Origin of the sequence: Peptoclostridium litorale DSM 5388, from assembly GCF_900141635.1 — a bacterium.
GTDB lineage: Bacteria > Bacillota > Clostridia > Peptostreptococcales > Peptostreptococcaceae > Peptoclostridium > Peptoclostridium litorale.
Map to the genome: position 1 here is coordinate 1 of NZ_FSRH01000008.1, position 12,498 is coordinate 12,498.

General features: G+C 34.0%; 15 protein-coding genes. 4 read left to right on the plus strand and 11 right to left on the minus strand.

The features are described from left to right. Positions 1–281, plus strand: a 281-nt coding sequence (locus BUQ87_RS08520) for an IS3 family transposase (RefSeq protein WP_143182439.1), incomplete at its 5' end; no start/stop codon positions are given. 75 nt (positions 282–356) lie between these two features. Here BUQ87_RS08520 and BUQ87_RS08525 read toward each other — a convergent pair. Both BUQ87_RS08525 and BUQ87_RS15670 read right to left on the minus strand, forming a co-directional pair. Beyond that, positions 357–1,151 (minus strand): hypothetical protein, encoded by a 795-nt coding sequence (locus tag BUQ87_RS08525; RefSeq protein WP_038263218.1) that lies wholly within the window; start codon positions 1,149–1,151, stop codon positions 357–359. Continuing rightward, positions 1,151–1,273 (minus strand): hypothetical protein, encoded by a 123-nt coding sequence (locus tag BUQ87_RS15670; protein ID WP_278309048.1) that lies wholly within the window; start codon positions 1,271–1,273, stop codon positions 1,151–1,153. The genes BUQ87_RS08525 and BUQ87_RS15670 overlap by 1 nt, the downstream gene beginning before the upstream one ends. Before the next feature lie 653 nt (positions 1,274–1,926). Between BUQ87_RS15670 and BUQ87_RS08530 the strand changes: the two genes are divergently transcribed. The 3 genes from BUQ87_RS08530 (at position 1,927) to BUQ87_RS08545 (ending at position 6,344) form a co-directional block, all read left to right on the plus strand. Beyond that, positions 1,927–3,474 carry a caspase family protein gene (locus BUQ87_RS08530; RefSeq protein WP_038263215.1) on the plus strand — a complete coding sequence of 516 codons (1,548 nt, stop codon included), beginning with the start codon at positions 1,927–1,929 and terminating at the stop codon, positions 3,472–3,474. Between the two features lie 321 nt (positions 3,475–3,795). After that, complete coding sequence (locus BUQ87_RS08535) at positions 3,796–4,401, plus strand: hypothetical protein (protein WP_038263212.1); 606 nt, start codon at positions 3,796–3,798, stop codon at positions 4,399–4,401. Between the two features lie 977 nt (positions 4,402–5,378). Continuing rightward, on the plus strand, positions 5,379–6,344 hold the full coding sequence (locus BUQ87_RS08545) for a DUF2971 domain-containing protein (RefSeq protein WP_038263206.1): 966 nt from the start codon (positions 5,379–5,381) through the stop codon (positions 6,342–6,344). 316 nt (positions 6,345–6,660) lie between these two features. Here BUQ87_RS08545 and BUQ87_RS08550 read toward each other — a convergent pair whose 3' ends face one another. From BUQ87_RS08550 to BUQ87_RS08585, 9 genes are all read right to left on the minus strand, one after another. Then, positions 6,661–7,125, minus strand: coding sequence for a hypothetical protein (locus tag BUQ87_RS08550; RefSeq protein ID WP_038263202.1), 465 nt, complete (start codon positions 7,123–7,125; stop codon positions 6,661–6,663). A 71-nt stretch (positions 7,126–7,196) separates the two neighbouring features. Next, entirely contained in the window at positions 7,197–7,631 is a 435-nt protein-coding gene (locus BUQ87_RS08555) for a DUF2703 domain-containing protein (protein WP_038263200.1), read from the minus strand. A 104-nt stretch (positions 7,632–7,735) separates the two neighbouring features. Then, the gene (locus BUQ87_RS08560) at positions 7,736–8,797 is read right to left on the minus strand and encodes an IS1595 family transposase (protein ID WP_038263198.1); all 1,062 of its coding nucleotides are present in this window, start codon (positions 8,795–8,797) and stop codon (positions 7,736–7,738) included. A gap of 88 nt (positions 8,798–8,885) precedes the next feature. Next, positions 8,886–9,287, minus strand: a complete 402-nt coding sequence (locus BUQ87_RS15825) for an HNH endonuclease (protein ID WP_038263197.1) — start codon at positions 9,285–9,287, stop codon at positions 8,886–8,888. Further along, entirely contained in the window at positions 9,184–9,597 is a 414-nt protein-coding gene (locus BUQ87_RS15405) for a hypothetical protein (protein WP_207647186.1), read from the minus strand. The genes BUQ87_RS15825 and BUQ87_RS15405 overlap by 104 nt, the downstream gene beginning before the upstream one ends. A gap of 17 nt (positions 9,598–9,614) precedes the next feature. After that, the gene (locus tag BUQ87_RS08570) at positions 9,615–10,634 is read right to left on the minus strand and encodes a 3'-5' exonuclease (RefSeq protein ID WP_074210080.1); all 1,020 of its coding nucleotides are present in this window, start codon (positions 10,632–10,634) and stop codon (positions 9,615–9,617) included. After that, the gene (locus BUQ87_RS08575; protein ID WP_074210081.1) at positions 10,595–11,356 is read right to left on the minus strand and encodes a UvrD-helicase domain-containing protein; all 762 of its coding nucleotides are present in this window, start codon (positions 11,354–11,356) and stop codon (positions 10,595–10,597) included. The genes BUQ87_RS08570 and BUQ87_RS08575 overlap by 40 nt, the downstream gene beginning before the upstream one ends. A gap of 298 nt (positions 11,357–11,654) precedes the next feature. Beyond that, positions 11,655–11,852, minus strand: a complete 198-nt coding sequence (locus tag BUQ87_RS15410) for an Nmad3 family putative nucleotide modification protein (RefSeq protein WP_038263196.1) — start codon at positions 11,850–11,852, stop codon at positions 11,655–11,657. Positions 11,853–11,874: 22 nt separating this feature from the next. Then, positions 11,875–12,297 (minus strand): HD domain-containing protein, encoded by a 423-nt coding sequence (locus BUQ87_RS08585; protein ID WP_038263193.1) that lies wholly within the window; start codon positions 12,295–12,297, stop codon positions 11,875–11,877. Between the last annotated feature and the right edge of the window lie 201 nt (positions 12,298–12,498).

The window sequence follows — 12,498 nt, forward strand, 5'->3', positions numbered from 1 at the left end:
GAGGGTTCTCGTATACCAATAATGCTTTTAAAAGCAAGATTAAAAACGCAGGAATGATCCAAAGTATGTCACGTGTTGGCAAATGCATCGACAATGGTCCTATGGAAGGATTCTTTGGCATTCTAAAGTCTGAAATGTTCTATGGGAAAATCTTTAAATCGCTTGATGATTTAGTTGATAAAATCAAGGAATACATAGTATTTTACAATGAAAGACGATTTCAAAAAAGACTAAAGTGCTTAGCTCCGATAGAATATCGGAACAAAGCACTTATAGCATAAATTTTTATTTAATTATCTGTCTACTTGACAAGGGTCAGTTCAGAAGAGGTTCCTTTAATTCTCTTTTTGTTCTTTTTATTTTATAGTTTTAGATATTTTAGCAATTAGCTGTAATGGGATATCTTCATTAAATCCTGAGACAAAACTTATAACAACCATGGCAGCAACATTATCTTTAAATGCTCCTAGCATAAGATCGGATAGAATAATTGTGTAAATAAGAATTCCGCTTAAAGAAGATTGAATAAAAGCTATGAAACCTTGGCGAATGGGATAAACTGTAGTTAAATCAACATTTTTGTATATATTTCTCAAATGATACAAAAGACTTCCTAAAGCGCTAAATTCGACACAATATAAACCGTTTTTCAAAAGACTTTCTAAATTATTAAATTTAAAAGAAATTGAACCGTCTTTTGATAGTGTGACAAGTGGAAGTTTATCGAAATATGCTAAAAGGGTAAAAATAGTTAATAATCCTGTACATAATCCTGCGCTTGTAAGAAAGTTGAGTGAATCTTTTTTTATGGATATGCTTTTGGGTGGATTTGCAATTTTTTTCAAGATAGAGCAAGCTATTTCATCATATCCACGAATTTCTTTTACAACTGCATCTGCAATCCTTTGCCGGATAAAGCTATTTTCTTTTTTATTTTCGAAATTCAAAGCATCAATATCAGCTAAGAGTTGCTCGAACTCAGGTGAAAAGGTTATTCCTGAATCTTCACCTTCGTGAAATTGTGCATCTATATAGTCGCCCTCTGCAAAATATAATATGTAACGATTTTCAACATGATCAATGATTTCTTCGATTGTTCGGCCGCTAGTATCTTTGGCACCTTTTTTATATGCGTCGAAATTATAACTCATTATTCTTTATTGTCATCCGATCGTGTATTTTGGTCTTGTTTTTTCTTTTCTTTTTTCCTTTTCAATGAAAATTTCTCGATTTTCTCATGTTTAGACATTTTTTCGTTGTTGTTTTCTGACATTTAGTCCTCCGAAGTTTAATTATTTTTTGGCGGGTTTGAATTTTGAGGGGGCTTTTTCACTTCCACTTTTCTCTTAAGAGCTTTATCTTCTCTGTTGGAAATTGTTTTTTTTGAATAACTATTATTTTCTGACATTTTAAAATCTCCCTTCTTCAGAAATATTATTTCATATAGAAAATTATTTAAATTTTGCCCTAAGGTCAGGGTGAATCGTCACATTTAGTATATATAGTACTATATACTAAGTCAATCCTTTAATACAATTTTTATCCTTTTTTGGGCATGGTAACAAAAAATTTTGAAGCCTAATTCAAGGACTTTCTAATCCGCGATATATCACATTTACAGATGGTTTTAAATATACGAATGCAACCTATGATATACTTATATGGTAAATATACCAAATACCAAAACCGGAATATGATTCCAGTATGGGATACTATTATTAGCGATAATGCTTATGAAATGGGCTAGAGCAAGAAAGATGCATCCCGCGCGGCAAATGGATTTTATTTAAAGCAATAGGGGTGCATTCGGAAGAAGGCATGTAGATACTTGATCATAAGCCCTTTGAGTTTATGCGGAATAGCATGTAAATGAATAACTCAATAAAAGTAGGATTCAGTCAGTAGTTCGGTTAGGAGGACGAAAAGATGAATAAAAATAAAGCTTTTTTGGTGACGGTTAGTGAAAATGATTGTGGTCAACGCCCTTTGCCATTTTGCATAAATGATCTTAATACAATGGAATATGCAATTAGCAATGGATTGAATATTGAGGCTTCACAAATAAAAAAAATGGGTAGCACAGGTAGGGTTAGTCAACGAAAATTTGAAGATGGTTTTATAGAATTTTGCAAAGAAACAAACGAAGATGAAAATTTAATCCTATATTTTTCAGGCCATGGAGGCATAATCGAAGGAAAGCATAGGTTGCTATTTTCAGATGGTTTGATAGATACAGATTTAATTATTAGAGTTCTAGAAAATTCTAGGGCTAAATCAAAAATAGTAATTCTAGACTGTTGTTATGCAGGTGGTGTAGAAAATAACAGACAGATAGAATTAAAATTCGAGGACACCGTAAGAAATTTCAACGGAAGCGGGATAGCAATATTTGCATCTAGTTTATCGAATGAAGTTTCATATGGCCATCCAGAGAAAGGGGACATTAGCCTATTTACTCATTTTATTTCAAATGCAATTATGGATAAGTATATTATTCGTGAGGGAGTGAAAACACTCCGAGACATCAAAGAATTAACATTATTTTATCACCATGCTTGGATGACAAGGACAAATAATAAATACAAGCAACAACCTATATTCATGTCGAATATCGGGGGAACGATTCGCTTTAAGGTTGCAGAGTACACTCCGTATATTCCAGGAGATTATAACTTTGAATGTGATGACTATATCATTGTAACTGTTGAGCCCTCGCATTTCGGGATAACTAAAAGGTATGCCGTAAAAGTAATACTTAAAAAAGCATGCGAATTGAAAGAACTGTCTAGAATAACAAAGGACATTGTTAGTCGTGTTCGAGGCCTCGAAATCTATTCAAATGACAAATCAAAAAGAATTCTAAAAGGGAAAAAAGCTGAAATCGTATGGATTTATTTCGCTAGAGACGAAGTTGATCTAAATGGTAATTTCTTATGCAGAGCAACTTGGGTGGAGGATGGCCAAGATAAAGACCATTGGTATAGACTGAATGATGGAGCGCTGATTCAAGATGACATACACTTTAGCTTTAGCACATTTTACTCATCCCTTAAATCATTTATTGAAAATAATACTGGATCGGCGATAGAAGTTAAGAATGAGATTAAAAAAATCAGAGTAAACATGGTGAATGAATTCGAAAAAATTCTTAGCAACTTTGAAAAGTTTAATGCTGGAATTTATACTGAACTTAAATTCTGTGAACGAATAAAAAAATCTCTTGAGTTGATTGATAAAGAGTATTTCAAATCAACAGATTTAGATATTGCACCACTAGAAATTAAAGAATGGGACCAAGCACATCAAAACCTATTTGCCACTATCCATGATATTACATTGTATTGGGGCAAGAGTTCGAATAACACACGGTCTTTAGATAATAGAAAAAAATTAACCAAAATGCTGGAACAAAGATACCACAAGGATATATTTACTATTGGTGAAATTGAGAAATCACAACAATCAAGTCTTTAAAATAGTATACAGATGTATACCCGACCAGCTTAGGCTGGTCTTTTCTCATGGACATAGATAGTGTCCAAATACCACCAAATCGATTGTAGGAGCTGACTGTTTTTCGAGTTTAAAAAAATAAAGGCGAAATAATCATTCGGAAAACATAGTAAGGAGCAGGCTAACTATTAGCCTTTATTTATTAGATTATTAATACTTAAATACACAGCATATTACATTGTTGCTTTATCGCTGTTAAAAAAACAAACCCTTTCGTGCCAAAAATTGTACCCGGAAATTCGAAGTTGGAGTATACTGGTAAGAGTAAAGGGGGTAATAGGGGTGTTAAAGAAATGGAGTAATCGAGATTGGTTTTGGTTATGTGGAGTATTAATACTTGGTTGGATTGTAAGTCTGTCAATTAAATTAGCTGATAACGGGGAAATAATCAATTTGATATCTCTCGTAGGCAGCGGTGTTTCCATTGCTTTGGCAGTAGTAGCAATTATATACGCATTTAACCAATCTACTCAATCAAATATTCAGAATAAAAGTTTTGAAACAATGATTCGGGGAATTGAAAACGAACTAATAAGAGTGAATTCAACAAAACATGAGTTAATCAAACTAGAAAATGATGCAGATAAAAAAGAAAGTGAAGATTTATCGAAGGTTTTGGCTTTGATTGAAAAAAAAGAACTCGAACCAGCAAAAAAAGCTTTGGGAAATATCGAAAGTGAAAAAGAAATAAGAGAGCAAAGAAGAAAGGAACTTATAGATAAGATAGATAAAATGGATGAATCTTTTTTTCTTAAGACATCTCTAACTGCAACTCCTATGCAGTTTGAAAATTTGGCAAAAGGATTAGCGAAGGCAGCTGAACTTCTCGAGGGTATGAATGAAGAACAAAGAAAGTCCTTTTTTATGAAGTACAATGATAGGGTATAGTGTATATACATATACTGTGGGGTGCAATTAACCGGAAATTATTCTGCACAATGCTTTACTACGCGAATATCCTTAAGCTTCCGCAGGCGCGTAGCGGATATAAATGGCCTATACTGAAAGATGTCGTTGATTATCTTGGCATCCGGAAGGAGTTGAAAGAAAGGATGTTGGATATATGGGGCCGCGAGGCTATGTGCCATGATGCCCGTACCGATGTAATCGGAACACATCCGGCGTATTTAGAATGTTGTAAAAATCAAGTGCAATATTGATATATGATGGATCAAATGATTTATATGGGTACTTTTTCCCGTCAAACACATGGGTAATTTTTTTGATTTTCTACCCATGTGTTTGACGGGAAAAAGTAAAGATTTCAAAAAAATAAGACCATGTTTTTTAGCACGGTCTTATTTTTCATGTAAATACCTTATATGTTCTCATTTAACTATATCAGCGGTATCCGAAGAGACTGCTGCATCAAGATTTAAATACCTTAATTATATGTTTTCATTTGACTACATAATATACCTTTTTTTCGAAAAAATCAAGCTAGAATGACCACTTTTCCTCATACTCTTCTCTAATTTCATCTCGAATCGACTGGTGCTTAAAAAAATCAGTCCATGTCATAGTTCCGCTTTATTATTATGAAAAAATTATACTTATCATTAGATATATATCAGTAACTCCATATTGCTCATATCCGAGTAATGGGAAAATCGTATATTTCGCCTTTTATGTAAATATCCTTAAGATATATTTCCGCACTAGCTCTTTCCATAGCAGTTCTTATAGTTCCAGTGCTCATAGTTTTGCTCCATGTCGACATTTCTCCATACATTGTTTTTGACATTCAATTCACGCCCTAGAAAGATAAATATAGTAAAAATGGCATTTTATTGTAAGGGGTTCGGGAAAGTGGTATTATCGAATGTAGTGTATATTACTAATTTTTCAAAATATAGGAGGGGCATATGACTAGATATGAAGATTTTATGAAAAATGAAGAAATTAGAGAGTTTTGGAACAGCAACTTGAATAATCGTTGTATATGTTTGCCAAAAGGAAATTTATATCATTATACATCTGCTAATGTTCTAGCAAGTATCATGCAGAATCAAACTTTTTGGGTTACAAAATCAAACTTCATGAACGATTTATCGGAAATTGATTACGCTTCAAAATTATTTTTAGAAAGATTAGAATGCTCAAAATTGAATAAAGAAGATAGGCGAGAATTCAAAGAAAGTTTCGAAAGCGCGAGAGATAAAGGGCTGTTTGATAATATATATGTGTTCTGCTTATCGGGTAATCAAGATTCTTTACCTATGTGGAATTATTACGGTAAAAATGATGGTTATAATATAGGCGTATCACCTGAATTAGTGGCTGATCTTGCAAATTTAGAATATATAAAGAAAAAAACATTTAAAAATAGCAATTTTACCGAATCCGAAGGTAAAAAATGCGTAGAAATAAATACTCATGAAAAAGTAAGTTTTAAACATATCATTAAAGCTAACTATGTACTTTATGACAAAGATAAACAAATCAAAATATTTGATTTACTCTTGGAAGAAATCAATTTTTTAATAGAAAATGGAAAAGATGTAAAACAGATGCTAGATTTGCTTGTTGACTTTATACCTTTTATGAAGCATTCTAGTTATCATAATGAAGAAGAGTATAGGATTCTTATACAGTTAAAGCCGGCGGGGAGTAACCCTCTCAAATTGAATAAAATTCAAAAATATCGAGTTTTTAATGGTGCTTTAATTCCATATATATCCTTGAAACTTAATAACCCTGAATATTTTAAGAGTATAGGAATTGGTCCGTGTAATCTTAATAGTTTATCATTAGTAGGGATAGAAGATTTAGTAGCTACTTATCCGAGCAAACTAGAAATCGGGAAATCCAAAGTTCCTTCAAGGTTTTAGAATGTCTATATAGTATATAATTTATAACAAAAAGTATTTAAAAAGCCGGGGATTCCCCGGCTTCGCTATTTCACCTATAGTATTTTAGACATTCTTTTGAGTTCCCTTTCGCATTTCTGGCCACTTACCGCTCTGTCTTTCTGATTTATGCCTTATGTAAGCTTGCAGTGGATTATCATCGCCAGCTTTTCATTTTCTAGCGCAACTTCTAATACTTCATTCATCTTGTTTTGAGTTTTTCTGCAATGAGTTGCACAATAATATTACTATTGTGCGACATAAAAAAATTGCGACTCTAACCTTATATATATTTTCGCTACATTCGCAACCTTTTATATGATAATCCCGTACCTATAAGCAAAGAGGGAAACAAATTTGTAAGCAGTCCTAGTAAAGGTGTCTTAGGAATACCTAAAAGAAAATAAATCATAGTAAATGGAGTATGATAAGCATTGAATAGTATCCAATATATACTTAATTCTTCAGGTAGATTATGTGAAATTTTACCAGTCGCTAAAAAAGCATATGCCCATAACCCAGCTCCAATAATCACAATAATACTTCCAGTAAGAAAATCATATTTTTTATCTATATTAGTGTCTAAAAGCGTCCCCACATATACATAAGGGCTTATCAACACTATTGCTAAAGGGACTCTCATTACTATATTAGTAGTATATTTGCCAAGCGTAGGTGCAGTTCCAACAAATATTATTAAAATGATAAAAGAGACTCCTACAATAACTAAATGTAATAGTAGTGCTTTTACATTATTTTTCACTATTCAACCGCCCTCTAATTCGTAATATATTTCTATTGTGTAATTTTCTTATATAGAATATTGATTTTGTGTTAGCAACAATTATTACAATTACAGCTACATCCTGACTTTTCTTCTGTTTTTATCTCTTCAATGCCTAATATTTTATATGCTGCATGGCGAATGGCTTTTGCAGGAATATCTTCATATTCATTACCGTCATATGTTACTGTTCGGCAGTATGTCTTAGTTCCTAACAAAGTCGAGCAGGAATCACAATAATTCTCGGATACTTCTATATTCAGAATTTCTTCAATAGGAACTCCATTAAATAGAATACTGTTTGATTGTGTAGTTTGAGAATCATCCATCTTAGTTTCAATCAGTATAACTTCAATGCCTTTTGGATTTAAAGTTCTGTTCAATCTCTTTATTTCTTGAACCAGATTCTCACCTGTGTCATAACAACGGTCGCAAGTTTCCCCAGCGACAGCAAGGTGTTTCCATTCAATTTTAAGGATTTTCATTCATAATGCCCCCTCTTTAATTTATTGTATATTACTATTACGCCACCATCCTACCACATATAACAATAAACGGGAAGTAATTTGGAACGCATAATATATTACTATTAAGCATAAACAGGTCTTCTGTGCTTGAAATCTGCTATTTTAGTGTCTGAGCGAGCTGCACTGGAATGTACGATGAAATTTTTGCTTTTGATGGTATCCTTTTCATTCTTGAAAAATTGGAGCCACTTGAACCAGTAGAGGTAGTTCACGATATATTTTGTGGCAACACCTTTAAACCTAGCAATCCAGTTCTTAAGGCTGCTGTGGAACGCATTTATATGCTGTATGTGATATATACCCTCTTTATGCTTGCCTGACTTGATTTGCTGGTGCTCTATGCCAAGATTTTTAGCAAATTTTATGTAGCTTGGGTGAGAGTCCGTGCAAAGTATTGAGTCCTCTTCAATGCTGTCGTTAAACATTCTTTCAAGGTTGGAAGTCTTTATCCTGCCTTTGCAAGCAAGTTCAGCAAAGATGTTTCCAACGCGGTCAATCGCACAGACAACGCATACCAGCTCGTTAGATATTCCTCTTACATTTGACTGCTTTCCGCGCTTTCGGGACTTTCTAGGCATTTTAAAAGTGCTACTCTTCTTGTGATTACCCTTAAAGCTTTCTGCAAAATAAGTTTCATCCACTTCGACAATGCCGCCAACTATACCCTTCCCCATGAAAAGCCTTATGGCATCGAGTAGCTTATGCCTCCAGTAAAAAGCTGTAGGCAAGCTTATTCCGACATATTCAACGCATTTTCGTAGAGACAGGCCATTAATCATGCACTTCGCGTAGATGATCCATTTATTCATAGAACGCTTGCTTGAATATATTGGAGATCTTGTAAAGTCAGTAAAAGTTTTTTTGCAGTCGGGGTTCTTGCATATGTATCTTTGTCTGTATTCAAAAGAGTTACTTGGCTTATACTTGCCATTTCTTGATACTTCGTGGTGTCCGCAATGAGGGCAGACTTTCCCCTTTGAAAAACGGCTTTCCTTGATTTCATCGGCTACGCCGTCGATGTGGGCTCCAAAAGTAATCACTTGTTCAAAGAATTTGATTAATTTCTCTTTGTCCGAGGGACTTAGATTTTTGATATCGTCCATTACAGAAGCATATGAGGGCATAGTAAGAACTCCTTTCGAAACGAATATATGTTCTTATTATACCCTCACCCAACAAAAACTTCAAAAATATTAATTTTCAACAATAGTTTTAAACAGAGCCTATTTCATAATTCTTATAAGCATTGTCGTAGTCTCCTTTAATGAAATATATGTCGCCTAAAAAACCATACAATTCACCGTCTTCAGGATCGATTTCAATCTTTTCACTGCACAATTCAATTGCTTCTTCTAAATTCCCGCTTCTCATTAGCATTTCTATCTTTTCAAATGGGTGACTGTCAGCATTTGGAGTAATTACACCTTTAAGTCCGGTTTTTTCCATGTATTCATCCTTATCCTTATTGCCCATCAACATATTCAAGTATCTCTCAAGTAACTGCAAATTGTCAGGTTCTGAAAGCCCGCCTTTTGATATTGGTTTTATATGATCTATATGAAAGTCCCACCTTCTCTTGCTTTTGTATTTGTTTCCATTTACTATCTTTTTCATCCCACAACTTGCTAATATACTCTGCCTGTCCATATGGATCCATACGCTGGTAACAGATATATTCAGCTACTTTCTTAAGGTCATATTGATATTTTTCCTTGAATTCAATAAAAGCAGGCTTCTCTCCTTTGAATGCATAAAATCGAAGAATATCTTCAATGTCTTCCTTCCTATACCCGATTTCAATGTCAGCTTCGTCAAAATAATTGTCGAAAACATATTGAGTTAAATATTCTGTTTCATAATCGAGCAGATAATCTTTATCAGCTAGATTTTTTCTTCTGAATATTTCTTCTATATCATCTATCATGTTTTGATATATGCTTTTCAAATGACTATACACCATAACATCGCAAACTTTTTCAAGTGCTTGTTATAAGCTATAGACCTCGCTGTCATTTTAGGTTCTATGTCTTCTTTGACCATTTTCAGCAATATTTCCTTTGTCGCCATTATGTCATTCATTGCATTGTGGTCTGCTCTTGAGGATGTCTTGAAAGCCTTGCAAAGCATTTCGAGTCTGTGGTTTTCTAGCTTTGAATGAAATCTTCTTACGATATCAAGAGTATCAAAATAATCTGCAATCTGAGGTTCAGTCAATCCCAGCCTGCTCACCTGACTTTTCAATATATTCAAATCGTAGCCAATGTTGTGAGCAACCAACAGGGAATCTTTTATGAAGTCTAAAAAATCCTTCAGCACTGCATGGCTATCCTCCCCGTTCTTTTTCAGAAAATCGTCGCTGAATCCATGTACTATTTCCGAATCTCCCACTGGCATTTTGGGCTTTAGAAATCTTTCAAATTTTCCAACCTCATTCCCTGCTATGTCAATTTTCACAACTGCTATCTGAATTATTTCGTCCTTTAATGTGTCTAGTCCCGTTGCCTTGACATCAAATACTACCACATTTCCTTTATGCAAATTACTGACAAGAGGCTGGTACGGGTCCTTATAGCTGTGAGTATTCTCATCCACCATGTCAATAAGCCTTAACCCGAGATTGCTACTGGTCTCCTCGTCAAAAAAATCAATTGTTCTCCTTCCAATTCCGCCTGCAAACCTCAGCAAAATCCTTTTCAAGCTGTTGTTGTCGTATTTATTCGATATGAATTTCAAGTATGCCAAAATATCCTTTATCTCCTGTCTCCTAAAGAACTTAAATTCATCCACCAAGAAGAACGGAATCTGTTCTTTGCGTGATAGTTTAGAATTTCTATTATCAAATACTTCGCTTAATGCAATATTGACTCTGTTATTGCGTGTCAGCACGGCTATCTTGTGATCTTCGTCGGCTTTCAGTCTTTTTATCCTTTCAAATATATAGTCTGATAATAGTCCCCGCAAATCATCACATTGTTATTCGAAAAAAGTTTTGATATTATTTTATACTCCCTGGTGCTCGTGTCTTGTACCTCGTCTATGTGTATATATTTGTATCTATTGCTCCAAATACTCTTTGTATTATGGTCCTTCAGCAAATCGTATGCATTTATCAGCAAGTCATTGAAGTCCAGCGCATGTCTTTCGCTTAAAATTGAGTTGTACTCTTCTATAAGGATGTGACCTTCTCCCAATATAGAATTATATAATTCATAATCTATGCAGTAGTTCTCGTCCTTACAACAATCCTTTAGCTTGTCTCTGTGGTTTTTATCTAGACTAGTAATTATTCTTTTATAATCAGTTGTATCCAAATCAATGCATAAAGGCTTTATCAGGTCTATGATTTTTTGAATTGAAGCTGCACTAAAGCCATACCTAAGCTCCTCGATGATTTCCATGCAATCCTGCTCATCGAATATGATAAAATCAAACGACACATCCGACTTTTTCTTCCCCTCAGCTTTTATCACATCAAAACAGAAACTGTGAAATGTCCTAACTGTAATGTCCAACCCTTCTTTTCCCAACATTGATATTACCCTTTCCTTCATCTCCTTGCAGGCTCTGTTTGTAAATGTGAGACACAGTATTTCATCGGCATTAGCTTTGCTGGTGTCTATGATTTTTGCTATTCTCAATGCCAGAGTGTTTGTTTTTCCTGTGCCCGCTGAGGCTAACAACACTATGTTGTTCTTTATATCACTGACTACCTTCTTTTACTTAGAATTCAATGCGGCTAATTCTTCTTTAAGATTTTTCATATCTACATCCCATCTTTCTTTTTATTAAAATAATCTAGTCTACCTTTTCTAAAATATTCACTAAATACATATTCCATAAATACCCTTAGCTAGTTTATTCTAGCATTTTACAGCAAATTTCATAAAAAAGACACATACTAACAAGCATGCGTCTTTATACAATATTATAACTTCAAATAATACTTTCTGATTTTATCAGCCATCAATTTTATTCTCCGGGTTAAAAATTCTTCATAATTTTTCCTTCTATTTTTATATGTTTGTTAAAGAGATTTTCCACAACATCCAAATATGACTTTTCTCCGATTCTCAACTGTCCATATGTAATCCCTGCATTCTCATCTGGAATAGGCAATGAAAGTAACTTCCCGTTTGGAAATGCCGAATCAAATCCTTTTCGACTTAAAATTATTTTCATCTACTCAACTCCCTATCGTCACTCATAGAAGACTGTTTAAAATTCTGTCTGCAGCCTCTCTATATTTTTCGATTCTCGCTCTGTCTTTATTAGTCGGATTTTTAATTCTGCATAGATTCATATTGTCGTACAGATCTGCAAGCTTGATCTGGCATGCTATTTTGTTAATAATGACTCTGTCGATAAAATCATCATAGCTTTCTCCATCGCGCTTTGTTAGGCAGTCCAATACATTAATCACTTCTTCTGAGAATCCTTCCTTGCGGAGATTGTCAAATGTAATGTCAGAATCCTCAACTACATCGTGTAATACTGCACATATTCTTTCAAGTTCATCCTTCATTGACAGCATAACCCTTAAAGGGTGAAGTATATATGGCTCTCCCGCCTTGTCAACCTGTCCTGCGTGAGCTCTGTTTGCAATTTCTATTGCTTTATTCAACAAATCAAATCCTCCTCCTGTGAGCGTCACTAGTAACTCATTATCTTGCTATTTCTATGTTGATACCTTGACTCACCTTATAAGCAATGTCTCTCATATACTTTATACATTACCATTTTTATGATTTTTCTTTCTCTTGTTATTCGTTAACCCTTGGTACACCACATTTCGTTTTATCCGCTAACTATACAGTTCATATTATAT

What these genes read in the sequence shown, in the direction of transcription:
- BUQ87_RS08555 (WP_038263200.1), bottom strand. Translation starts at nt 7,631, where the DNA reads ATGAAAATCCTTAAAATTGAATGGAAACACCTTGCTGTCGCTGGGGAA.
- BUQ87_RS15410 (WP_038263196.1), bottom strand. Translation starts at nt 11,852, where the DNA reads ATGAAAATAATTTTAAGTCGAAAAGGATTTGATTCGGCATTTCCAAAC.
- BUQ87_RS08525 (WP_038263218.1), bottom strand. Translation starts at nt 1,151, where the DNA reads ATGAGTTATAATTTCGACGCATATAAAAAAGGTGCCAAAGATACTAGC.
- BUQ87_RS08560 (WP_038263198.1), bottom strand. Translation starts at nt 8,797, where the DNA reads ATGCCCTCATATGCTTCTGTAATGGACGATATCAAAAATCTAAGTCCC.
- BUQ87_RS15670 (WP_278309048.1), bottom strand. Translation starts at nt 1,273, where the DNA reads ATGTCAGAAAACAACAACGAAAAAATGTCTAAACATGAGAAAATCGAG.
- BUQ87_RS08530 (WP_038263215.1), top strand. Translation starts at nt 1,927, where the DNA reads ATGAATAAAAATAAAGCTTTTTTGGTGACGGTTAGTGAAAATGATTGT.
- BUQ87_RS08545 (WP_038263206.1), top strand. Translation starts at nt 5,379, where the DNA reads ATGACTAGATATGAAGATTTTATGAAAAATGAAGAAATTAGAGAGTTT.
- BUQ87_RS15825 (WP_038263197.1), bottom strand. Translation starts at nt 9,287, where the DNA reads ATGAAAAAGATAGTAAATGGAAACAAATACAAAAGCAAGAGAAGGTGG.
- BUQ87_RS15405 (WP_207647186.1), bottom strand. Translation starts at nt 9,597, where the DNA reads ATGATAGATGATATAGAAGAAATATTCAGAAGAAAAAATCTAGCTGAT.